This window comes from Kribbella sp. NPDC051137, assembly GCF_040682535.1.
Lineage (GTDB): Bacteria > Actinomycetota > Actinomycetes > Propionibacteriales > Kribbellaceae > Kribbella > Kribbella karoonensis.
Genome location: NZ_JBFBBI010000006.1, coordinates 571,452 through 594,416 on the forward strand (window position 1 = coordinate 571,452; position 22,965 = coordinate 594,416).

A 22,965-nucleotide genomic window follows, 5' to 3' on the forward strand; every position below is an offset into this window, starting at 1 on the left:
CCTCAATTCACCATTACTTGGGGCTGCCAACGCCGATAGGCAGCCAGATCGATGTCCCCGGCAACCGGCGTCAGCACCGCCGCGGCGGACGCGGCGACAGCAGACTTGAGTACGACGGACCAGTCGGGCTCCGGCGCTTCCGCAACAGCGGCCGCGACGACCGCCGTACACGCATCCCCCGCACCTGTGGGGTTTCCGCGCACGGTCTCGACCGGCAGCGCCCGCCACACGCCTTTCTTGCTGGCAGCAACCATCCCGCGCGGCCCGTCGGTGATCACGGCGGCCGAAGCGCCCAGCGCGACCAGCTCGGACGCGCCTTCCTCGACCTCGACATCCCCCACCGCAGCACGCAGCTCAGCTGCATTCGCCCGCACCACAGCACCTGCCTGAGCCGCAGCCTTCAACGCGGAGCCCCCGGCATCGATCACCGACAGCACGTCGTGATGCCGGGCCCGTACGGCGAGCTCCGCATAAGCGTCGCCCGGGATCCCGGGCGGCAGGCTGCCCGAACAAGCGAGCACCCCGAGCCGCCCCCACGGCATCCGGTCCCCGAACGCCCGCCACTCGTCGGCGCTCACCGAAGGACCGGCCTCGTTGAAGATCGTCGCGTCCCCGTCGACGTCGTTGACGACGGCAACGGTACGGCGGGTCTCGCCGGCGATCGGGGTGAGCAGCGCGGTCAGCCCGGCGTCGAACAGCTCCTCCGCGACCAGCTCACCCGTGACCCCGCCGACGAAGCCCAGCACCAGCGCCTGATGCCCGAGCGTCGCGGCGACCCGGGCGACGTTCACGCCCTTGCCGCCCGCCCGCCGCCGGATCCGGTCGACCCGGTGACTACCGCCGACCCGCAACTCGTCGACCTCGTACGTCACGTCCAGCGCGAGGTTGAGCGTGACGGTCCCGATCAGTCCAGCCACGACCCCGCCCGCATCACCTTCTGGACGGCGTACTCGGAGTCGAGCAGCACCAGGTCCGCCCGCTTCCCGGTCTCGATCGAGCCGACGTCGTACCAGCCGAAGGTCTGTGCCGGGGTCGTCGACGCCATCCGGGACGCGTCCACCAGCGAGGTGCCGGCGTTCACCGCGTTCCGGAACGCGACGTCCATGGTCAGCGTGGAGCCGGCGATCGAGTGGCTGCCGTGCGCGAGCGTCGCGAGGCCGTCCTCGACGTCGACCTCGAGGCTGCCGATGTGGTACCTGCCGTTCGGCATGCCGGTCGCCATCATCGCGTCGGTGATCAGCGCGATCCGGTTCACCCCGGCGGCCGCGAGCGCTACCCGGACGACCTGCGGGTCCAGGTGCATGCCGTCGTTGATCACCTCGAGCAGCAGCCGCTCGTCGTTCAGCGCCGCGCCGACCGGACCCGGGTCGCGGTGGTGGAACGGCCGCATCCCGTTGAACAGGTGGGTCGCGACGGTCGCGCCGGCATCCGCACCGGCGACCATCTGCTCGTACGTCGCGTCCGTGTGCCCGAGTGCCGCGACCGCGCCGGCGTCGACGACCTGGCGGATCGCGTCCAGCCCGTTCTCCAGCTCGGGCGCGATCGTCACCATCTTGACCGCGTCGCTCAGCACCTGCGCGACGTCGTCCTTGAGCGGCGCCCGCAGCAGCGACGGCTCGTGCGCACCGCAGCGCGCCTGGGACAGGAACGGTCCTTCGAGGTGGACACCCGCGATCACGCCGTCGGTGATCAGGTCCGCGAGGCACGCGGTCTGCGCGACCAGGTCGTCGAGCGACGCGGTCACCAGGCTCGCCATCGTGGTCGTCGTACCGTGCCCGGCGTGGAAGGCCGCGACCTTGCGCGCCTCCTCGGGGTCGGTCGTCGAGTACGTCGCCCCGCCGCCGCCGTGCGTGTGGATGTCCACGAAGCCCGGTACGACGGTCACGTCGCCGAGGTCCTCGGGCCGCTTGCCGTCGGCCGGCATCCCCTCGGAGCGCCGGCCGAACGACCGGATGTCCTCGCCGTCCACCTGGATCCAGGCGTTCTCCAGAACGTCGTCCGGCGTCACCACCCGGCCCACCCGGTACGTCGTCATGCTGCTGCCTCCTCGTTGGCGCGGTCCCAGGCCATCTGCGCGGCGCCGAGCATGCCGGCCTCCTCGCCGAGCACCGCCGCCACGATCTCCGGCTCGCGCTGGAACGTCAGCCGCGCGTGCACACCTTCGCGCAACGGCTGCAGCAGCGTTTCACCGGCACCGATCAGACCGCCGCCGATCGCGATCCGGGTCGGTGCGACCAGTGTCGTGTAGAGCACCAAGGCGTCGACCAGCGCGGTCAGCGCGTCCTGCCAGACCTGGGCCGCGTCCGGGTCGCCCGCGGCGAGCAGCTCCATCACCTCGCGGGCGCCGTCCACGGTCCGCCCGGTGCGGGCGGCGTACCGCCGGGCCAGCGCGGCGGCGGACGCGACGGTCTCCAGGCAGCCCCACTGACCGCAGGCGCACAGCTCGGCGGCGTCGCCGTAAATGAACTTCGAGTGTCCGAGCTCACCGGCGTACCCGTCCCCGCTGACCAGCCGTCCGTCGACGATCATCGCGGCCGCGATCCCGGTGCCGAGCGGGAGGAACATCGAGTTCGTGGTGCCGGCCAGCGCGCCCTGCCGGAACTCGGCGTACCCGCCGGCCCGGACGTCGTGGGCGAGCACGATCGGCACGTCCTCGGCCACCGCGGCCTGCAGCTCGGCGAGCACCGGCGTACCGACCCACTCGAGGTTCTCGGCGCCGACGGTGCCGTGCTCGGCGTCGATCACACCCGGTACGACGACGCCGATCGCGCGCACCCGGTGCCCCTCGGCGGTGGCCTTCTGGCCGAGCTCGACGACGGTCTCCAGCAGCGCGTCGAGCACGGCGCGGCCGCCGTCGCGGGCATCGGCCCGGGGCGTCGGCCTGGTCTCGCGGTACAGCACCGCACCGTCGGCGGCGACCAGGCCGCACTTCATCCGGGTTCCACCGAGGTCGACGGCAACCGCGATTTCACAGGGGTCCACAGAGCGCCATTATGCAGCGTTCTTCCCTGATTCGAACATCCATGAGCAAATCATGGACAAACTGCCCAGGACCACTCGCTACGAGCCGAGGCCGTGGTGAAAGGCGGCCACCAGGAACATCACCAGCCTCTCGGCCAGGTTTCCCGCGGCCTCCGCCCCGGGCGCCGGGGAGAGGGCCTGGGACTGGTGCAGCGCGAGCAGGCCCTGCATGTTCAGGTATCCGAAGGCGACCGCGTCCGGCGCCGCCCGCGGAAGCGCCCGCTGCAGCGCCGCCAGGTACCTGCTCTCGACCGGGTCCGACTCGGCCGCGTACAGCTCCCGGATCCGCCGGCTCGGGTCGAACGCGATCCGCCCGATGAACCGCGCCACCACCGCGCCGCGCTCGCCGCGCCGCAGCACCAGGTCCAGCCCGGGCTCGACGAAGGCCCGGATGAGTTGCTCGGCGTCCGGATCGTCGGCCGCCTCCAGCTGGTCCAGCCGGCGCCGCCGTTCGGCGTTCACCGGTCCCATCGCCCGGGCCACGGCCGCGCGCAGCAGCGCTTCCTTGGATCCGAAGTGATAGTTCACCGCCGCGATGTTCGCGGCCGCCGCGACCGTGATGGCGCGCAGCGACGTCCCCTCGTAGCCCCCTTCGCCGAACCGTTGCTCGGCGACGTTGAGCAACCTTTCCCTGGTCGTTTCGACCGGTGTTTCCACAGAGTTCTCCTTCCCCCCGGCCACCACCCGCGCAGGCACCCCACCTGCTCACGCGCAGTAGCCTGCAGTCAGCATAGTTCAAACGGTCGTTTGAACTGGAGGGCTCAGCTCAGTTGTCTCCGAGAAATCCTCAGATTTCCCGGAACCCCTTTCCTTCCCACCACCCACACCCTTCACACCTCCACCACGCCCCGTGCGCAGGCGGGTGAAATCCGTGAGTGGGTTAGGGTCGTGGGCCATGACTTTGGTGCGGGTCGAGCGGCGGTTCCAGGGGCCGGAGCGATCGGGGAACGGCGGGTACGTCGCCGGTCTGGTCGGGACCGCGGCGCAGCTGGACGGGTCGCAGGTGCCGAAGGTCACGCTGCGGATGCCGCCGCCGCTGGAGACCGACCTCGAACTGTCGGACGGCCGGCTGACCGACGGTGAGACGCTGGTCGCCGAGGCCGTGCCGATGGACAGCGAGTTCCTGGCCGACGCGACGATCGACCCGGTGCCGCCGGAGGAGGCGCGCGCGGCCGAGGCGTCGTACCGCGGGCTGCACGACCACCCGTTCCCGACCTGCTTCGTCTGCGGACCCGCGAACCGGCGAGGCCTGCAGCTCAGGCCCGGCCCGATCGGCAGCGGCCGTACGGCGTGCACGTGGCGGCCGACGGCGGACCTCGGTACGGACGGTCTCGTCGACGAGGTGTATCTGTGGGCGGCGCTGGACTGCCCCGGCGGCTGGACGATCGACCTCGAAGGACGCCCGTCGGTCCTCGGCCAGCTGACCGCGTGCGTCGACGCCCGCCCGCAGATCGGCGAGGAGTGCGTCGCGCTCGGCCGCTACCTCGGCGAGGACGGCCGCAAGACCTTCACCGCCAGCACCCTGTACGACGCCGACGGCCGCGTGCTGGCCCGGGCGAAACACACCTGGATCACGGTCGACCCAGCCGCCTTCAACTAACGTACGCGCGCGGCGTGGGCGCGGACCTTGGCGCGGTTGCCGCAGGTGGCCATCGAGCACCAGCGACGGCGGCCGCGCGGGTCGAGGAACAGCCACCCGCAGGACGGGCAGGTCCGGACGTGCCCGAGCGACGGGCCGGTGAGCAACTCGCCCGCTCTTAGTGCGACGACCTGCAGCGGGTCCTCCGGCAGCTCCCAGGCAGGCCCGTCGTCGGTCCGCACCAGCCGCCGCTGGGCGGTCGCCTTCTCGATCAGCCGAGCGGCGGACGCGAAGGTGTGATCGGTCGCCTGCCCGGTGAGTACGTCGTACAGGTCGGACCGGAAGTCGAGCACCGGCTCCAACTCTCCGTCACCGCCGGCCGTGAGACCGACGTACGAGCACCAGATCAGGAAAGCGTCGTACGACGTCAGCCACTCGGTCCGGGCAGGGCCGCGGGTGGTCCACTCGGACCGGGTGTTGACGAAGTCGAGCACCGGGTGCGCGCCCACCGGCTTGGGCAGCACGACACCCTGCACAAGCTGGAGGTGGGACGGCAGCGAACTCATCGTGCGGGTTGTGAAGGTGCGGTCGTCGGCTGGGTGGTCGGCACCGGGATGCTGACGTTGCCGTTCTGCGGGATGACCATGAACTGGATCTTGCCGGACTCGATCGCGGACTTCAGCAGGTAGCCGTTCGCGCCGAGCAGCTTGACCTGCTGCTGGACCGACTGCAGCTCGACCTGGACCTGCTGGTTCTTCTGCTCCTGCGTCGCCTTCGCCAGCTCCGCGCGCTGCTTCGCCTCGAGCCCGTCGATGATGCCCTTGTCCAGCGGCATCGGCTTCTGGATCGTGAACGACAGCTCGCCGCAGTCGTTGCTGCCGTTGTAGCCCGGGCCGCAGAAGTAGTCGCCGCCGACCGCGGCCGGCAGCAGCCGGGTGAACTCCTTGGCCGCGGCGGTCTGGAACGCGGACTTCTTCGCCTCGTTGTTGTACAGCTCGGCCCAGCCGTAGTTGGTCGCGACCGCGGCCAGCGCCCGGTCGATCTGCGGGCGGAAGTAGCTCTGCAGCATGTCGTTCCAGCCGCGCTCCTCGTACGCCTCGGTCTTCAGGCCGATCCGCTCGTGGAAGGACTTGATCACGTCCTTGTCCCGGTTCAGCGTGAAGTAGACCTGGACCCGGACCCCCAGCCGGACGTTGTCCTTGCTGACCACGGTGACCTCGTCGGCCGCGTCCGTGTCCGCGCCGTCGCCGCCGATGATGTACGAGCGCTGGTCGATCGGGTACGTGTAGACCGTGTCGCCGGGGCCGATCAGCTTGTTCGTCGAACCGGGCGGGATGATCGACTTGAACTTCTTGTCCTCGATGACGCCGCCGCCGTAGTGCAGGCCGATCCGGTTGGCGTCGGTGTTCGCGAAGTTGAAGATGTTGAACAGGATGATCAGCGCGATCACGCCGACGATCAGGCCCCCGATCACCTTCACCTTCGCGCTGCCTTTCGGCTTGATCGCGGCGGCCGCGTTCCCCAGTTTCGCCATCAGTCGTCGTGCTCCTTGTGTTCCACCATGCGCCGTACGTCGGCCAAGGTCAGGTCGGCGGTGACCGCGACGTCGCGCGGCACCGATGGATGCGAGCTGAGCGTACGCAGCCCCTGCTCCGCGGCCGCGACCGCCCGCTCCAGTGCTCTGACCTCCTGCATCAGCGCCCGCTGCTCGGCGTTGGCCGCGGCCAGCGCCTGCTCGGCCTGGTCAGCCCGGCGGTACGACGCCCACGCGATCCACCCGGTTCCGATCAGGAGCAGCAGCGGAATCAGGCCCAGTTCGATCATGTCCCGATTCTCGTTCATCCCTGGGCGAAAACGGGTTGAACGGCGATCCGCCCGGCGCTAAGTTTTCGGTACACGCGAAGGGAGGTGGTCCAACGCATGAATTGCTATCGGACTCGTGAGGTGGCGGCGGGCTAACCGCCAACCACAGTTAAGTGGGCAAGTGGTCGGCCAATACAACGCCAGCCACCGGGCCCGCGGGCAGTCAGGACAGTCCGCCTGACCCTGAGCACGGCCACCCGGTCGCGTCTTAGGAAGCGCCCGCGGGCTTCTTTCTGTCGAGATGGAGCCGTCGAACCAACAAGACGGCTGCGTGCTGGTCGTATGCCTGCAAGGCAGGCTTGCTCAATCTGATGAACTATGGTCATGACTACGCCGGTGCACTCGACCAAAACGACGGGCTCCCGTGGCGAGCTCAAGGCGCAAGTCATCTTCGCCGACATCGGGTGGGCTCCCCCGGTGAAGCTCAGCGAGGACATCGGGACCGACCTCGTCACGTTCGCACGCGACAATGCAGTGCCAGAGGAGAAGGAAAACGCCTGGGACCTCGGCGCGCCCGTCTTCATGCAGGTCAAGGGCAGCGATACCGAGTACCTGAAGCCGGCCAACAAGCGGAACGGCGAGTCCGGCTGGTGGTTCGACGAGTCCGACACGTACCACTTCGACCACTGGCTTTCCTTCGGCCTGCCGTACTTGCTGGTCCTCGTCGATACCAAGAATCAGATCGGGTACTGGGCCGAGGTCACCGGTGACGCCATCATCCCAACTGGCAAGGGCCGCAAGATCTTCGTCCCCGCTGACCAGAAGGTCGACGAGGCTAACATTGACGCGCTGACCAAAATCGCGGTCTCGCGGCGCAAGTACGCCCTGGAGGGCGCGGTCTGGAACGGCGCCCTGAACGACCTCGCGCCTGCGGACCGCCTCCGCAACGCCTTAGTGCTTCCTCGCCTCGTCGCTCCGCACGCCAACCGGACCATCGACAAGGTCAGCTTCGAAGAAGCTGTGGCGTTGGTCATGCGGAGCCGGTACGCCGAGCTTGCGCACCACGCCCGTGAAGGGCACTGCCCAATGGTCAAGGACTGGGAGTCCCACAAGGAGTGGAGCTGGCAGTTCGTCTACGCTCTCCGCGAGCTCGTGAGCACCGGCGGCAGCGACCGGTTTGAGCGCCTCGCAGCAGACGCCCGCCATCGGTTCGAACGTGATGCTTGCCTCGTCATCCGGGCCTGCGCGGCCTACGCCAGAGAGCAGACGCAGGAGGCAGTGGACGTCCTCAAACTCAGCTCAGCCACGAAACCGGCCGACCGCGGATGGCTTCTGGTCCAGCGAGCCGCCTTCCTTCTCGAACTCGATAAGCCTGCGGAGGCTGCCCAGACCGCGAAGAAGGCCCTGGTTGCGACCAAGGCACTCGACGGCGACCTGTCCATCAGCGCCATTCGCGGAGCAGCCGCGTCCATCCTGTACACCGTCGCTGGGTTCGCCACGGGCGACCTCGCGGCCACGATCACTGCACAGGACCATGCCGGGAACTGGTGGCGCGCCCAGGACGTCAGCTGGGCGCTCGAGAAGGACCTGAAGCTCCGGTTTGAAGGCTGGACCTCGAACAATTCCATGCGGTTCATCAACAGCTCCGCCCACGACGACCTGACCACAGTGGCCTGGAACGCCGCCTTCAGCGGCGCCTGGAACTCCTGGCGGCATCTCATTGCGATGAACGCCCAGCTCACGTTCACGTCGACGACTGACCCGGACCGTGTCGCCGGAGCTCTGGGCCAACTGATATTCATCGGCGACAAGAAGGCAGCAAAGGACGCCGCGCACAAAATGTGGCTGGACGGGCCGCTCGACAGCCTGCATCCTCTGGTGAACGCCCTTGCATACCGCCCATGGACCAAGCGCGACGAGGGCCCAGCGATGGTCGTCCTCTCCCGGGCCGGCGACCTCCTCGACGCAAAAGCTGCGGACCACCTCGTGCAGCGCATCCTGGACCTGCTCAAGACCGACGGGCTCGTACGCGTTCACGGTAGCGCCTGGAGCTATCGCTGGTCCGAAGCCGACGGCACACTGGCTCGGGTCCTGAAGGCAGCCTCGGTGAAGTCGCACAAGAAGGTCGCCGATCTCATCGCAACCGATTTCGCGACCTGCGACGACTCGATCGCGCAGGCGTACCTGCGCGTCGCCAACTCCCTCGCCACAGCGGTCCTCGGCGTCACACGGGTCAACAAGCTCCTCAAAGCAGCCATCAAGCGGGCCGACCAATACTCCATCGGCCTGCTCGAAGTCATCACACCGGTCAGCCCAGACGCTGTTGCAGAACTCCGTAGGCACGCGGCCGCGGGCGACAGTAACGCTGTCCGCTCTCTCCTGGTCGCCGGCTCAACCGCCCGCGACGACTTCCTCGCGCTCGGCAGAACTGCCGCGAAGGCCGTGCGCGCCATGGTTGCCGATGCTCGCGGCAAAAACGGCACGATGAAGATGACCGGCTATGTCAATGACCAGCTCGACGACCTAACCCTGGCCGCGCTCAACACCGACGATCGAGCGCTGTGGAAGGAGGTCACGGACGCCCTCGAGGCATGCGTCATCGAGGAGACGCAGCAGCAGCGGGCAGTCCGCCGTCTTGCCTCGCGCTTCCAGGAACTCCCGCCGCACGTGCAGAGGAAGCTGAAGAAGCTAGCACCGACCCTGAATGGTCGATCGTTCGGGATCTCATTCGGCGCCAACGAGTACGCCGCCGTCGTGACCCACCTGCGCATCGCCGCCGGAACCGTGCCTGACCTAGAAGTCGAGGCGCAGCTCCTCAGCGAACGCCGCGCCGACCCTGTCGGCTTCAGCAGGACGCTCTCCGCCTGGAACTCCGAACGCAAACTCCCGTTCCTCGCCACCATGGTCGTGGACGAGAATCCCACGGTCCGCGCACAGGCAGGTTTCAGCATCGTCGAACACGCGCACAACTATTCCGACGATCGCGACCGTGCATTCGTCATCATCCGCAGCGCCCTCATGCAGGAGAACGGCTGCGCCCTGCTCGACGGCCTCGCCCAGGGCCTCGCTGCGTACCCGGCTAAAGAACTTGCGGGCGTGGAGGACACACTCCGAAGCCACAAGTCAGCGGTCATTCGGGGGCGGTTCGTCGAGGACGACTAACGCGGCAACAAACCCTGCAACTGGCGTCTTTGACCTCCTTAGCTGGCCAGCCGCAGTGCGTGCTCGGCGCGAGCCGTGCAACTGTGCTTGGCGACCAGCCGAATGCACGGACCCGCGTCGACTCCGAGGCCGCCAGCAACAGCAGCACCTCGCGGCCGTCCCCGCCAGATCTCCGGGATACGGTTACCCAGGCTCCGGGCAGTCGAGCCCCAGCGCCTGGCCGATCTCGTAGAGCTGGGCCTCGAAGTAGGCGGCGGCATCCGGCAGCACCCAGTGCAGCTGGCCGAAGACCTCCATGCAGATCAGCCCGTAGAGCCTGGTCCAGTAGTTCAGCGACAGGTAGATCGCGCCGGCCGGCATCCCGTGGAAATGCTCCGACTCGGCGGTCAGCTGCTCGACCAGCACGGTCCCCAGCTGCTCGTCGGCCGGATGCGGGAACGGCTTCTGGTGCCAGATCTGCGCGACCAGTTCCTTGAACAGCCCCCCGAACCGCATCGCGGCCTGATGCCCGGGCGTCACCTCGTGCTCGTCGCCCTCCGGATTCGGTACGGCGGTACCGAACACCAGCCCGAACTCCGCCGGATGCGCGAGCGCCCAGTCGCGGAGCCCGTTCGCGAGCAGGTAGAGCTTGGCACCGAGGTCGCCGTCATCGGCGCCGGCCAGGTCCATCAGCGCGGTGGTCAACTCGTCGTACAGGTCCGTGACGAGCGCGCCGATCAGCGCCTCGTGGCTCGGGAAGTAGCGGTACAGCGCGGGCGGCGTGAGCCCGAGTTCGCGGGCGACCGCACGCAGGCCGACCGCCGACGTACCGCCGGAGACCAGCAGCCGGCGGGCGGCCGCCTTGATCTCCGCGAGCGTCGCCGCCCGCCGTCGGTCCCGGGTCACCACGCGAAAACACTCCTTGACATCGGCACAGGTCCGGCGCCTAGAGTGAACACCGTTAACAGTTAACACTGTTCACTCGACGCCTTTCGCTCAATCTACGCCCTTCGGGAGAGTTTCGTGTTCGAGACGCTCGGCCACTTCACGTACCGGCGGCGCCGTCTGGTGCTCGCCCTGACCGGGGTTTTCGTGGTGCTCGGGCTCGCCTGGGGCACCGGCGTGTTCGGATCGCTGGCGAACGGCGGCTTCGACGCGCCGGACACCGAGGCCGCGCACGCGGTCACGACGATCGAGCAGAACGTCGGCCGGACCGGCACCGACGTGATCGTGCTCTACCGCAGCCCGTCCGCGACGGTCGCGGATCCGGCGTTCCGCCAGGCGGTCGAGCAGCATCTGTCCGCGCTGCCGTCCGCCGACGTGACCGGCGTCGCGACGTACTGGAGCACCAAGTCGCCCGCCTTCGTCTCGAAGGACCAGCACAGCACGTACGCCGTCCTCACGCTGGCCGGCGCCACGCAGGAGGACCGGCTGACCACGTTCCACAAGGTGTCCGGCCAGTTGCGGTCGCAGGCGCACGCACTGGACACCAAGGTCGGCGGCGAGGTCGCGGTGTTCGACGAGGTGAACACGCAGACCGAGCACGACATCGTGAAGGCCGAGTCGATCTCGACGCCGATCGTGCTGGTGCTGCTGGTGGTGGTCTTCGGCGGTCTGGTCGCCGCTTCGCTGCCGCTGTTCGTCGGCGCGCTCGCGATCCTCGGCGCGTTCGTCCTGCTGCGCGGGCTGTCCGCGGTCACCGACGTGTCGATCTTCTCGATCAACATCGTCACGATGATCGGGCTCGGGCTGGCGATCGACTACGCGTTGTTCATCGTCACCCGGTTCCGCGAAGAGCTTGCGCACGGCAACGATGTGGAGACCGCGCTGACCGCGACGATGGCGACCGCCGGGCGTACGGTGGCGTTCTCCGGAGTGACCGTCGGCGTCGCGATCAGCAGCCTCGTGCTGTTCCCGGTGATGTTCCTGAAGTCGATGGCGTACGGCGGCGCCGCGGCGGTCGCGATCGCGATGATCGCGGCCCTCACCGCGCTGCCGGCGCTGCTCGCCGTGCTCGGGCACCGGGTGAACAACCTGCGGATCTTCAAGCCCCGCAGGGCTGCTGCCGAGCACGGCGCCTGGTACCGGCTCGCGCACAGCGTGATGCGGCGGCCGGTGCGGTACGTGGTCGTCCTCGTCCCGGTGCTGCTCGTGCTGGGTATCCCGTTCCTGAGCGCCCAGCTCGGCGGCGTCGACCACCGGTCGTTGCCGGCCGGTGCGACCTCGCGGACCGTCACCGAGACGCTGCAGCGGGACTTCCCGGGTGCGGGAGGGTCGGACATCTACGCGGCCGTGCGGTTCTCCTCTCCCCCGGCTGATCCGTCGACGGCGCTGGCGCCGTACATCGCGCGGTTGAAGCAGGTTCGGGACGTGCAGGACGTGCGGCTCGGCGGATATGCGCACGGCGTCGCGTCGGTCGTCGTACACACGCACTACACCGGGCAGGAGCTGCCGGCGCGGGACGTCGTCCACGGGGTGCGGGAAGTGCCGGCGCCGAGCGGCACCTCTGTGCAGGTGGGTGGCGAGACGGCGGCGGTGATCGACCTGCTGCAGGTACTGAAGGAACGCGCGCCGTACATGGCCGGGTTCATCGTGATCGTCACGTTCGTCCTGCTGTTCGTTGCCTTCGGCTCCTTCGTGCTGCCGTTGAAGGCCCTGGTGATGAACGTGTTGTCGCTGTCCGCGGCGTTCGGGGCGATGGTGTGGATCTTCCAGGAGGGCCACCTGTCCGGGTTCCTGGACTTCACGCCGGCCGGGTTCCTGGACGCGACCAACCCGGTGCTGCTGTTCGCCGTACTGTTCGGGCTGTCGATGGACTACGAGGTCTTCCTGCTCAGCCGGATCCGGGAGGAGTACGACCGGACCGGCGAGAACACCCAGTCGGTCGCCCTCGGGCTGCAGCGCACCGGCGGGATCATCACGAGCGCGGCGCTGCTGCTGATCATCGTGGTGGCGGCGTTCTCCACCTCGGGCATCGTGTTCGTGAAGATGATCGGCGTCGGGCTGGTGATCGCGATCGCGCTGGACGCGACCATCGTGCGGGCGTTGCTGGTCCCCGCGACGATGCGGCTGCTCGGCCGCGCGAACTGGTGGGCGCCGGCGCCCCTGGCACGCTGGTGGACGCGGCACGGCTTCCGCGAGGAGCCTCAGGGCTGGAGTCTGGAGAGCACCCAGGAGGAATTGGTGCGCCGGTAGGCGAGCCGGTCGTGCAGCCGGCCGGTGCGGCCCTGCCAGAACTCGAACGCCTCCGGAGTGACCATATAGCCGCCCCAGAAGTACGGCGTCGAGATCTCGGTGCCCTCCGGCCACTGCCGCTCGTACGACGCGTACTGCAGGTCCAGCTCTTCGCGGGACTCCACCGGCTGGCTCTGCTGGGACGCCCAGGCGCCGAGCTGCGACCCGCGCGGGCGGCTGGCGAAGTACTCGTCGACCTCGTCGGTCGGCAGCTTCGTCACCGTGCCTTCGACACGGACCTGGCGCTCCATGGCGTGCCACGGGAACACCAGCGCGCAGTGCGGGTTCGCGGCCAGGTCTTCGGCCTTGCGGGACTGCTGGTTGGTGTAGAACACGAAGCCACGTTCGTCGACACGCTTCAGGAGTACGGTCCGCGCGGACGGACGCCCGTTGGCGTCGGCCGTGGCCAGCACCATCGCATTGGGCTCCGCCAAACCCGCCTGCCGCGCCTGGTCGAGCCAGATCTCGAACTGTACGACGGGATCCGCCGCCACCTGGCTCTCCAGCAGCTCACCGAGCCCATACGTCTCCCGCATCTCCGCAAGGTCCACGCGTCGAGCCTACTGACGTGGCTGCTGCCCCGGGTAATACGGCTGCTGCGGCTGCTGCAGGTAGCCAGGGCCTTGCGGAAGCTTGGCCAGCTTGGCATCCACTGCCCACCGCCGGATCCCCACCAGCAACAGCGGTATGCCGAACAGCAGGAACGAACCGTCGAACAGCAGGTAGCCGCCGTACCGGGTCCCGGGGAACTGGAACAGCCGCCCGAGGTCGAACGCCTGCCGCAGCGGCAGCAGCAGAGCGGCCAGACCGACGACGGTCAGCAGTGCCCCGGCCCCGGTCGTCACGCCGGCGCCGATCGAGGGCACCATCATCAGCAGGCCGAGCACGACCGCGACGACGAGCAGGATCCCGAGGCCGGGCAGCATCTGACCGGGATCGCTGCGGTACATCTGCATCCGGATCAGCAGCTTGGCCGTCGAGTACTGCGCGCAGAGGATCGCCACGTAGCAGGCGATGACGCCGATCACGAGCCCGAGTGCGGGGAGGGGCTTTGACATGAATCGAGACTAGACCTCTCGGCGGTCCACCCTTCCCGTCTATGCTGCTTGAGCGCCTGACCACGAGGACGAGGGAGTCGTATGTCTGATCCGAGGACCGAGGTGCAGCACGGGCTGGAGGGCGTGATCGCGTTCGACACGCAGATCGCCGAGCCGGACAAGGAAGGTTCGGCCCTCCGCTACCGCGGTGTGGACATCGAGGACCTGGTCGGCCGGGTGCCGTTCGAGAACGTCTGGGGCCTGCTGGTCGACGGTGCGTTCACGCCCGGCCTGCCGCCGGCGGAGCCGTTCCCGCTGCCGGTGCACACCGGCGACGTCCGGGTCGACGTACAGTCCGCGCTGGCGATGCTCGCACCCGCCTGGGGCCTGCGACCGCTGTACGACATCGACGACGTCCAGGCCCGCGAGGACCTGTCCCGCGCGGCGGTGATGGCGTTGTCGTACGTCGCGCAGGCCGCCCGCGGGATCGGGCACCCGATGGTCCCGCAGCGTGAGGTGGACAAGGCGACCACGATCACCGAGCGGTTCATGATCCGCTGGCGCGGCGAACCGGATCCCAAACACGTGAAGGCGGTCGACGCGTACTGGACGTCCGCGGCCGAGCACGGCATGAACGCGTCGACGTTCACCGCGCGGGTGATCGCGTCCACCGGCGCGGACGCCGCCGCGGCGCTGTCCGGCGCGGTCGGCGCGATGTCGGGCCCGCTGCACGGCGGCGCACCGGCGCGCGTACTGACGATGATCGAGGGTGTCGAGCGGTCCGGCGACGCCAGGTCTTATGTGAAGGGCCTGCTGGACGCGGGCGAGCGGCTGATGGGCTTCGGGCACCGGGTGTACCGCGCCGAGGACCCGCGTGCCCGAGTGCTCCGCCGTACCGCTCGTGAGCTGGCCGCCCCGCGGTACGAGGTGGCCGAGGCGCTCGAGCAGGCCGCACTGGCCGAACTGCGCGAGCGGCGGCCGGACCGGGTGCTGGAGACCAACGTGGAGTTCTGGGCGGCGATCGTGCTGGACTTCGCGGAGGTGCCGCCGCCGATGTTCACCTCGATGTTCACCTGTGCACGGACCGCGGGCTGGAGCGCGCACGTCCTGGAGCAGAAGCGCACCGGCCGGCTGATCCGCCCGTCCGCGATCTACTCCGGCCCGTCGACCCGCCCGGCCGACTCGATCGAGGGCTGGAACCCGGCCTGGGCCTAGTGTTCCTGGCTCGGGCTTCGGCCGGTGCGTTGCTTGTACTGGCGACTGAAGTACGGGACGTCGGTGTAGCCGAGGGCGGCGGCCGTCGCGGTGACGGTCATGCCGCTCTCGGTGAGCAACTGGTGCGCGCGGTCGATCCGCGCCTGGATCAGGTACTGCGCCGGTGACATCCCGAACTGTTTGACGAACCTGCGCGTGAACTGCGCCCGGCTGAGCGCGGCACGACCGGCCATCTCGCTGACCGTCCACTCGCGGCCCGGGTCCTGCCGGAGCTGCCTGGCGATCTCGTCGACGGCGCTGTCCGTCGCGGTGCGGCCCGGGCGATGGACGGCGTCCCAGACCAGCGCGACGAGCTGTTCGAGACACAGCTCGGCCTGGTGCCGGCCGAGCGGATCAGCCCGGCGGTACGACGCGTCGCTGGTGCGGGCGAGGACACCGAGGAACTCACGGTCCGGCACCTCGCCCCAGCGCGGATCGGGCGCGGCGGTGCCGGCCGTCTCGAAGTGCATGCCGAAGACCAGCAGCCGCCGGTGCGGGTCGTGGGTCGCCCGCGGCTCGTCGCCCGGCCGGAAGACCGCGCAGACGCCTGGGCGCAGTTCTTGCCGGCGGCCGTCGAGCTCCAGTTCGCCCCGTCCGTCGAGGACACACCACAGCAGATGGTCGCCGAGCGGCCGCGACGTCCAGGACCAGCTCGGCTCACACCGCCAGAAGGTCGGCGGTGACATGGTCTCGAGCTGTAGGCGATGCGTCAAAAAGTCAACTCCTCGCGTGAATCGTCCGTGGCCTTCCACTGTTCCCCGGAAGGAAAATTGGCGGTGCAGGCAGATTAGGACACGAGCGCGGGAGTCGTGCATGAGCGTTTCATACAACACGTCCACTCTCCGGGAAGAGTTCGAGCAGACCGGGTACACGCTGGTGCGCGGGCTGTTCTCCACGGAGGAGGCCGAGCGGCTCCGCGACCACTACATGGAGGCCCGCCGGCGCGGCCCGCGCGACCACGACTTCGCCGGCCACACCTCGACCGACCGGGACCCGCTGAAGCGGTACCCGCGGATGGCGCAGATGCACCGCTGGGACGACGTGTCGCTGCAGTGGATGATCGACCCGCGGATCGACGCGGTGATGACCGAGCTGCTCGGGAGGTCGCCGTACGCGGTCCAGACAATGGTCTACTTCAAGCCGGCCGGTTCGCGCGGGCAGGCGCTGCACCAGGACAACTTCTACCTGAAGGCCGACCCGGGGACCTGTATCGCGGCCTGGATGGCGCTCGACACCGTCGACGTCGCGAACGGGTGCCTCGAGGTCGTGCCGGGCTCGCACCGCTGGCCGATCCTCTGCACCGAGAAGGCCGACACCACGGTCAGCTTCACAGACGTCACGGTTCCGCTGCCGACGGCCGAGGCCGCCGTACCTGTGGAGATGGAGCCGGGCGACGTGCTGTTCTTCCACGGCGCGCTCGTGCACGGGAGCAACCCGAACGTCACCACGGACCGGTTCCGGCGGGCGCTGATCGGGCACTACATCCAGGGCGAGGCGGAGCGCGTCGCGCAGTACTACCACCCGGCGCTGCGGATGGACGGGTCCGAACTGGTCCTGGAAGTCGCCGAGGGCGGCGGTGCATGCGGCGAGTGGACCGACACCCCGGACGGGCCGGTCGCCGTACTGACCGGGACCGAGACGGTGAGCCGCAAGCACGAATGAGACACCCCGGCGTGTCGGTTGGGCGGGGTGTGCGAGGATAGAGCGCGCTGACAGCGTCGTCGGCTTTCTGAGAGGCAGACGACGAAGGGAACGCGCTGGTGACCAGCGAAATTCAGATTCCTGCAGAGCTCAAGCCCAACGACGGCCGCTTCGGCGCGGGTCCGTCGAAGGTCCGTCCCGAGGCGGTCGCCGCGCTCGCGACCGAGGGCGCCAAGCTGCTCGGCACCTCGCACCGGCAGGCGCCGGTGAAGAACCTGGTGAAGCGGGTCCAGGAGGGCGTCGCGGAGCTGTTCCAGCTGCCCGACGGCTACCAGGTCGTGCTCGGCAACGGCGGCTCGACCGCGTTCTGGGACGTCGCGACGTTCGGGCTGATCCGGCAGAAGAGCCAGCACCTGAGCTTCGGCGAGTTCTCCTCGAAGTTCGCCAAGGCCGCCCAGCAGGCGCCGCACCTCGGTGACCCGACGATCGTGAAGGCCGAGCCCGGCACCCGTCCGGTCGCGGTCGCGGAAGCCGGCGTCGACCTGTACGCGTGGCCGCACAACGAGACCTCCACCGGCGTGATGGCGCCGGTGAAGCGGGTCGAGGGCGCCGACGAGGGTGCGCTGGTCGCGATTGACGCCACCTCGGGCGCCGGTGGCCTGCCGGTCGACATCAACGAGGTCGACGCGTACTACTTCGCCCCGCAGAAGTGCTTCGCCTCGGACGGCGGCCTGTGGATCGCGGTGCTGAGCCCGGCGGCGCTCGCGCGCGTCGAGGAGATCACCGCGTCCGGCCGCTGGACCCCGGCGTTCCTGGACCTGGCGACCGCGATCGACAACTCCAGCAAGAACCAGACCTACAACACGCCGTCGCTGGCCACGCTGTTCCTGATGGCGGAGCAGACCGACTGGATCAACGGCCAGGGCGGCCTGGAGTGGAGCGTCGGCCGTACGACGGACTCCAGCAACCGGCTGTACACGTGGGCCGAGAAGTCGGAGTACGCGACGCCGTACGTCACCGACCCCGACGCCCGCTCGCTGGTCATCGGCACCATCGACCTGGACGACTCGATCGATGCCGCCGCGGTCGCGAAGACGCTGCGCGCGAACGGCATCGTCGACACCGAGCCGTACCGCAAGCTGGGCCGCAACCAGCTCCGGGTGGCGATGTTCCCGGCGGTCGACCCGGACGACGTCGAGAAGCTCACCCAGGCCATCGACTACGTGGTCGAGAACCTCAAGTAACTCCTGCTGCTACGAAACAGCCGCCGTCCCTCTTGGGGGCGGCGGCTGTTCTGTTTGTCAGGAGTGCTGACGCCGGTGCGGGGTCGGCGGTGACTGGCCGGTGAGGCGGTCGTTCTCGGCCTGGCGGTCGCGGCGTTCGCGGCGGCCCGGGGGGAACGTGAAGACGGTGATGAGCAGCGCGAACAGGGCCGCGCCGATGATGATCCAGCGCAGGTTGTGACTCTTCGTGGAGGTGTCCGTGCCGTTGCTATCGGTCGTCGCGGGCTTCGGCGTGGCGCTCGCCGACGGTGTCTTCGTACCGCCGGTCGCCGCCTTCGCGGGCACCGCGAGCTCGTAGACGCCCGGGCTGTTGCCGTCGGCGGCGAACACCACGGTGCCGTCGGTGCCGCCGAGCGCGACACTGCCGCCCTCACCGGGCAGGGCGGCGCTGCGGGCGATGGCGTTCGGGTTGTCGCCCCAGGCCACGGTCGCCAGGTCGGTCGAGGTCCGCAGTACCACTCGCTGGCCGTCCGGCAGGAACGTACCGTCGGTGATCACGCCGGTCGGTGCCGCGGCGAGCTTGGTGAGGTCGTTGGTGCCCTGGCGCGTCGGCGAAGCAGGCGCGGAGTAGATCGTGCCGGCCCCCTGCGACGACTTCGTCACGACGTACAGCTGACTGGTCCCCGGATCGACCAGCAGCGTCTCGGCGTCGTGGGCGCCGTCGGGGTACTTGAAGTCGTACTGGTGGTACTTGACGTTGGCGTCCTGCAGGCTCTCCGGCTCCGGGATCGTGTAGATCTCGACCTGGTCCCGGCTCTGCTTGCTGTCGCCGATGTCGGCGACGTAGAGCGTGCCGTTCCGGTCGATGCCGAGCGCCTCGACGTCGGAGACCTTCGCGCCGAACCGGAACACCGCCTCCACCTTGCCGGTCGCGTCGAGCGCGAACACCCGGCCGGTGTCGCCGGAGCTGCTCACGGCCCAGTACGTGCCCTGGTGCTTGGTGCTCCGGACCAGTCCGGTCGGATGCTTGATCCGGTCGTCCTTGATCGAGAACAGCTTCTTCGCCGCCGGGCTCGCGCTCCCGGTCGCCGAGGCGGTCGGCAGGGCGGCACCTGCGAGGGCGCAGAGCGTCGCACCCAGCAGCGCGAGAGCGACCCGGAGCTGTCTCACGAGACCACCTCAGCACCCGCGGGGAGCAACAGCTGCGCCAGGCGCGGCGTCACCTGCCATTCGGTGACCATTGCCTGGTACTCGGCGCGCAGGTCCGCGGCCGGTTCGGCCCCGGTCCGCGCGGCGCGGAGCAGCAGATTGCGCGGCGTGTGCTGACTGTCCACGAACTGCACGACCTCCACCCGATAGCCGACCTGTCGGAGCACCGCCGCCCGCAGGGTATCCGTCAGGACGTCGGCGAACCGCTCACGAACGATGCCATACCTCGTCATCAGCGCGTAAGGCGCCGGTGGTGTGACGCTCTTCAGCTGCTTTTGGATGTCGTGATGGCAACATGGGGCCGCAAGTACCAGCGCGGCCTCCCAGCGGACGGCCCGCGCCAGCGCGTCGTCGGTGGCCGTGTCGCAGGCGTGCAGCGCCAGTACGACGTCCGGCCGCACGTCCAGCTCGGCTCCCTCGATCGTCGCGTCCAGGAACCGCAGGTGCTGCTCCCAACCGAGCGCCTCGACCACCCGCGTGTTCCGCTTCCGGGCCGCCGGATTGTGGTCGATACCGGTCATCCGTACGTCGTGCCCGCCCGCCGTCAGCAGGTGGTACGCCGCCAGCGTGAGGTACGCGTTCCCGCAGCCGAGGTCCACCACCTGCAGCGGCCGGTCGTTGTCGATCCGCCCGGCAGCAACCGCCTCGTCGAGCGCCGGCTGCAGCAGCTTGCAGAACTCTTCTATCTGCTTGTACTTCGCCTGCCGCGACGGCTTCACCCGCCCCTGGTGGTCACTGATCCCGAGCTCGATCAGGAACGGCGCGGCCGGATCCAGCACCCGCCGCTTCACCCGGTCATGACTCGTCTGCTGCTCCCGGCTGTCCTCCTGCCGGTGCAGCAACTCCTTGCCCTTCTTGGTGTACCGCAGCCGCAACGTCTCGGTGGTCATCTCGACATGCCACGACCCGTACCCCGCTCCGAGGAGCTCGTCGACCACCTTCTCCAGCTCGCCCGCCGGCACGTTCCGCGTATGCGCCTGCCGCTCGTCGAACTCGGTGACCTGCAGATACCGCTCCCCCTTGAGGTCGACGTACCGCACCTCGACCCTGACGAACCCCGGCGCCGCAACCCCCCGCCGCCGCCCGGACCCCACCCCCCGGACCAGCCCGTCCCGCTCCAGCAGCGCAGCCCGAACCACCCCCAACGCCCCGGCCCCCACCGGCACCTCACCCGAACACACCTCTGGCTGCACCGCGCCATTGTCCCCGACCCCCGCCCCCGATCACAAAATGGTCTCGCCCACCCACCAGCAGAGCCACCCGCCCGGCGGAGATCTCGCGGAAGCTGTACGGCGCGAGCCGTCAGTTCGCAGTGTCAAGATCTGTGGGGCCGCCGAGGTGCCTGGCTGCGGGTAGGCCGGCCGACAGCGGATGGGTCCCGGTGTGGTCGACCCGGAACACGAACCCGTGAGGGCTGGTCCACTCGATTCCGCCGTCGGGCAGGCGTCGGTTACGCCAGCCGCCGAAGGTTTTGGCGCGGTGGTGGAGTCGTCCTTGCGGTATGAGATTGTCGACACTGGTCTGCCCCGCCCGTCCGGGAGGCGCTGACGCCGCTGCTCGTCCGGGTGGCCTGGCGTCTCGAGACAGACCTGTCCGACTGTCCGGGCCCGGGGAGCCGGACCGCGTCACGCAGTCCGATCGGCGGGTGTCGGCTGCGCCGCTGAGGCAACCCGAACCGAAGTCCCCCGCGCCCAGGCGATCCAAGCCCCGGTCATCCGGCTTCAACTGCTCCGGCCTGGACTGCTCGTACCTGGACTGCTCGTACCTGGACTGCTCGAACCGGGACTGCTCGAACCGGGACTGCTCGGGCCTGGAGTGGTCCGGGGTGAGGGCGTGCTTGTACGGGGTGATGTGGTCGAGGTCCATCCGCGGCGTCGTCTCGGCCGCGCCGTACGGGAACATGTCGACGGGATGGCGCAGTCGTACACGCTCGCGGATCCGGTCGGGGATCTCGTAGCTGTCGACGCTGACCTGGTCGTGCAGGTCGATGACCGGCTTCACCACCACCCGATCGTGGCCGAGCAGTTCGCTCAGCTGACTCGCGAGCAGCGGCCCGAACTCTTCGGTCCGGACTACACCGGTCCCGGTCGCGAGGGTCTTGTCGGTCAGATGCACATACAACGTGTGCCGATTCCGCCGGCCACCACCCGCGCCGAGCCCACGACCATGGGCCTCATGCTTGATCGCGGCCAGCCGCGCCTCCAGCGTGTCACCAAGCCCCAACCGCGTGAACTCCTGCCCCGCACCAGCCCCATCCAGCCCACCAAACTCCACCACACTGGACGCGCCCGCCGCGCCGCGCACATCATCCGCACCGCTGAGACCGCCCGCGTAGGCGATGTCGTACTCCGCGTCCGCCTCGGTCGGGCCGTACGCAGCGTCCGCGTCGGTCGGGTCGGTCAGCCTGGTCAGGCTGGTCAGGTCGGTCAAGCTGGTCAGGTCGGTCGGGTCGTACGCAGCGTCCGCGTAGGTCATGTCGTACGCGGCGTCCGTCTCGGTCAGGTCGTACCCGCCGTTGTGGCCGCGCGTACCGTCCGTGCGGTGTGTGCCGGATTCGCCGTCCAGGTCGCCTGTGCGGTCGAGGTCGTCGGCGGTCGGGGTCTCCCGCCCGTCGCGCTCGTCCCGCTCGTCGAGGCCGTCCCGCTCGTCGAGGCCGTCCCGCTCGTCGAGGTCATCCCGCTCGTCGAGGTCATCCTGCTCGCTCCACTGGTCGTGGTGAGCCGGCGCCGGGTCCTCGTCCACGGCAACGTCAGCGTGCCGCGGTTCGCCCGGTTCACCCGGTTCACCCGGTCCACCCGGTCCACCCGGTCCACCCGGTCCACCCGGTTGACCTGGTTGACCTGGTTGACCTGGTTGACCTGGTTCAGCGGGTTCGCGGGCCTCGGCGTGTTCGTGTTCGGGTGTGGTCTGGCTGGAGTCGGCGTGTGTGGTGCGGGCGAGGTGGCGGGCTAGCTGGAGGAGGTGGTGGGCAGCGGCGGGGTCGGAGAGCCAGTCGATGGCCTTGGCGCGGCGTTCGTCCAGTGAGTCGGTGTCGCCGAGGGCCTTCAACGCCCGGGCCAGGTCGTCGACGGTGGCGTCGAAGCGGATGACGGCGCCGGTGGAGGCGCGGATGAAGATGCGCTTGGTGCCGTGGTCGTCGTCGGGATCGGACTGGGCCACGAACACGCCGCGGGTCTTCGCGGCGGCCTCGGCATCGGCCCGGGCTTGTTCGGGGTCGGCTTCCCACAGCGCGGCGGTGACGATCTTCTTCAACCGGCCCGGCGTCACGGTGTTCACGATGCCGGCGACACGGCCGTCGACGATCGCGGCGGCCTCGATCGACAGCGACAGGCAGGCGTGGGCGATCTTGCGGGCCCGCCACACGACCGCGTTCCCGGACAGCACGGCTGCCCACACCCGGGGAAGACGATGCCGCAGCGCCAGAGCCTCACCCATCAGGGAACTGGCGGCACCGGACGACATCCCGAGCACAGCACCCAGCTCGATCGGGGCGAACTCCGCGACCCCGGGACAGCCCTCGCCGCCGTAGACCCGGAGCCGTTCGTAACCGGGCAGCGGCTCACGGCCGGGCCACTCGACGACAGCATTGCGGTCAGCGAAAGCCAGCGTGGTGCGCAAGACGCCGACCTCGGCGCGTTCTTGATCATGGGCGTACTCGGCCGCCGCGGTCAGCAGTTCCGCGGTGGACAGGTCATCCAGATCAGTGTCGAACATGTGTTCTATTGTAGATCACAGAATGATCACGGGCAAATCGGCGATGGGCACGAACCCCTTACATACAAGGAGAATCGTGCCAGTCGGAGAGCGGTCGACGCTGCAATAC

The 22,965-nt window shown here is 69.1% G+C and carries 20 protein-coding genes; 6 read left to right on the forward strand and 14 right to left on the reverse strand.

Translation table 11 applies throughout. From position 1 onward, the window contains the following. Positions 1-2 precede the first annotated feature (2 nt). The 4 genes from AB0M51_RS33470 to AB0M51_RS33485 form a co-directional block, all read right to left on the reverse strand. Positions 3-917: a hexose kinase gene (locus AB0M51_RS33470; protein WP_344192144.1), complete on the reverse strand. Its 915-nt coding sequence runs from the start codon at positions 915-917 to the stop codon at positions 3-5. Continuing rightward, positions 905-2,035 (reverse strand): N-acetylglucosamine-6-phosphate deacetylase, encoded by a 1,131-nt coding sequence (gene nagA / locus AB0M51_RS33475; RefSeq protein ID WP_344192142.1) that lies wholly within the window; start codon positions 2,033-2,035, stop codon positions 905-907. Before nagA ends, AB0M51_RS33470 begins: the two co-directional genes overlap by 13 nt. Next, a complete protein-coding gene (locus AB0M51_RS33480) occupies positions 2,032-2,982 on the reverse strand; it encodes an ROK family protein (protein WP_344192139.1) in 951 nt (316 codons plus the stop codon). The genes nagA and AB0M51_RS33480 overlap by 4 nt, the downstream gene beginning before the upstream one ends. A 78-nt stretch (positions 2,983-3,060) precedes the next feature. Beyond that, positions 3,061-3,678, reverse strand: coding sequence for a TetR family transcriptional regulator (locus tag AB0M51_RS33485; RefSeq protein WP_344192137.1), 618 nt, complete (start codon positions 3,676-3,678; stop codon positions 3,061-3,063). 238 nt (positions 3,679-3,916) lie between these two features. On the opposite strand from AB0M51_RS33485, the gene AB0M51_RS33490 reads away from it, so the two are divergent. Further along, positions 3,917-4,621, forward strand: coding sequence for a hypothetical protein (locus tag AB0M51_RS33490; RefSeq protein ID WP_344192135.1), 705 nt, complete (start codon positions 3,917-3,919; stop codon positions 4,619-4,621). Here AB0M51_RS33490 and AB0M51_RS33495 read toward each other — a convergent pair. From AB0M51_RS33495 to AB0M51_RS33505, 3 genes are read right to left on the reverse strand one after another with little or no spacing between them, the layout of a single operon-like run. Continuing rightward, the gene (locus AB0M51_RS33495; protein WP_344192133.1) at positions 4,618-5,166 is read right to left on the reverse strand and encodes a CGNR zinc finger domain-containing protein; all 549 of its coding nucleotides are present in this window, start codon (positions 5,164-5,166) and stop codon (positions 4,618-4,620) included. The two genes, AB0M51_RS33490 and AB0M51_RS33495, sit on opposite strands and share 4 nt — an antisense overlap. Then, positions 5,163-6,134, reverse strand: a complete 972-nt coding sequence (locus AB0M51_RS33500; RefSeq protein WP_344192131.1) for an SPFH domain-containing protein — start codon at positions 6,132-6,134, stop codon at positions 5,163-5,165. The genes AB0M51_RS33495 and AB0M51_RS33500 overlap by 4 nt, the downstream gene beginning before the upstream one ends. Continuing rightward, positions 6,134-6,424 (reverse strand): hypothetical protein, encoded by a 291-nt coding sequence (locus AB0M51_RS33505; RefSeq protein ID WP_363751916.1) that lies wholly within the window; start codon positions 6,422-6,424, stop codon positions 6,134-6,136. The genes AB0M51_RS33500 and AB0M51_RS33505 overlap by 1 nt, the downstream gene beginning before the upstream one ends. 363 nt (positions 6,425-6,787) lie before the next feature. On the opposite strand from AB0M51_RS33505, the gene AB0M51_RS33510 reads away from it, so the two are divergent. Continuing rightward, positions 6,788-9,565 carry a DUF4365 domain-containing protein gene (locus AB0M51_RS33510; protein WP_363751919.1) on the forward strand — a complete coding sequence of 926 codons (2,778 nt, stop codon included), beginning with the start codon at positions 6,788-6,790 and terminating at the stop codon, positions 9,563-9,565. A 183-nt stretch (positions 9,566-9,748) separates the two neighbouring features. Here the strand turns inward: AB0M51_RS33510 and AB0M51_RS33515 are convergent, their stop codons facing one another. Beyond that, the gene (locus AB0M51_RS33515) at positions 9,749-10,453 is read right to left on the reverse strand and encodes a TetR/AcrR family transcriptional regulator (protein WP_363751922.1); all 705 of its coding nucleotides are present in this window, start codon (positions 10,451-10,453) and stop codon (positions 9,749-9,751) included. A 114-nt stretch (positions 10,454-10,567) separates the two neighbouring features. Here AB0M51_RS33515 and AB0M51_RS33520 point away from each other — a divergent pair, with 114 nt between their 5' ends. Beyond that, entirely contained in the window at positions 10,568-12,739 is a 2,172-nt protein-coding gene (locus AB0M51_RS33520; RefSeq protein WP_363751925.1) for an MMPL family transporter, read from the forward strand. On the opposite strand, the gene pdxH is transcribed toward AB0M51_RS33520, so the two are convergent. Then, positions 12,691-13,329, reverse strand: a complete 639-nt coding sequence (gene pdxH, locus AB0M51_RS33525; RefSeq protein WP_344192124.1) for a pyridoxamine 5'-phosphate oxidase — start codon at positions 13,327-13,329, stop codon at positions 12,691-12,693. The two genes, AB0M51_RS33520 and pdxH, sit on opposite strands and share 49 nt — an antisense overlap. A 9-nt stretch (positions 13,330-13,338) precedes the next feature. After that, complete coding sequence (locus tag AB0M51_RS33530) at positions 13,339-13,836, reverse strand: hypothetical protein (RefSeq protein WP_363751929.1); 498 nt, start codon at positions 13,834-13,836, stop codon at positions 13,339-13,341. 81 nt (positions 13,837-13,917) lie between these two features. Between AB0M51_RS33530 and AB0M51_RS33535 the strand changes: the two genes are divergently transcribed. After that, on the forward strand, positions 13,918-15,030 hold the full coding sequence (locus AB0M51_RS33535) for a citrate synthase 2 (protein WP_344192120.1): 1,113 nt from the start codon (positions 13,918-13,920) through the stop codon (positions 15,028-15,030). On the opposite strand, the gene AB0M51_RS33540 is transcribed toward AB0M51_RS33535, so the two are convergent. After that, positions 15,027-15,755: an AraC family transcriptional regulator gene (locus AB0M51_RS33540; RefSeq protein ID WP_344192118.1), complete on the reverse strand. Its 729-nt coding sequence runs from the start codon at positions 15,753-15,755 to the stop codon at positions 15,027-15,029. The genes AB0M51_RS33535 and AB0M51_RS33540 overlap by 4 nt on opposite strands. A gap of 127 nt (positions 15,756-15,882) precedes the next feature. On the opposite strand from AB0M51_RS33540, the gene AB0M51_RS33545 reads away from it, so the two are divergent. Both AB0M51_RS33545 and serC read left to right on the forward strand, forming a co-directional pair. Then, on the forward strand, positions 15,883-16,731 hold the full coding sequence (locus AB0M51_RS33545) for a phytanoyl-CoA dioxygenase family protein (protein ID WP_344192116.1): 849 nt from the start codon (positions 15,883-15,885) through the stop codon (positions 16,729-16,731). Between the two features lie 95 nt (positions 16,732-16,826). Further along, positions 16,827-17,954 (forward strand): phosphoserine transaminase, encoded by a 1,128-nt coding sequence (gene serC / locus AB0M51_RS33550; protein ID WP_344193514.1) that lies wholly within the window; start codon positions 16,827-16,829, stop codon positions 17,952-17,954. Positions 17,955-18,011: 57 nt separating this feature from the next. On the opposite strand, the gene AB0M51_RS33555 is transcribed toward serC, so the two are convergent. The 3 genes from AB0M51_RS33555 to AB0M51_RS33565 all read right to left on the reverse strand — a co-directional run bounded on the left by AB0M51_RS33555 (position 18,012) and on the right by AB0M51_RS33565 (position 22,856). Next, entirely contained in the window at positions 18,012-19,103 is a 1,092-nt protein-coding gene (locus tag AB0M51_RS33555) for a hypothetical protein (RefSeq protein WP_344192114.1), read from the reverse strand. Further along, positions 19,100-20,335, reverse strand: a complete 1,236-nt coding sequence (locus AB0M51_RS33560) for an SAM-dependent methyltransferase (RefSeq protein WP_344192112.1) — start codon at positions 20,333-20,335, stop codon at positions 19,100-19,102. Before AB0M51_RS33560 ends, AB0M51_RS33555 begins: the two co-directional genes overlap by 4 nt. 109 nt (positions 20,336-20,444) lie before the next feature. Then, positions 20,445-22,856, reverse strand: a complete 2,412-nt coding sequence (locus AB0M51_RS33565; protein WP_363751935.1) for a DUF222 domain-containing protein — start codon at positions 22,854-22,856, stop codon at positions 20,445-20,447. Positions 22,857-22,965: the final 109 nt, after the last annotated feature.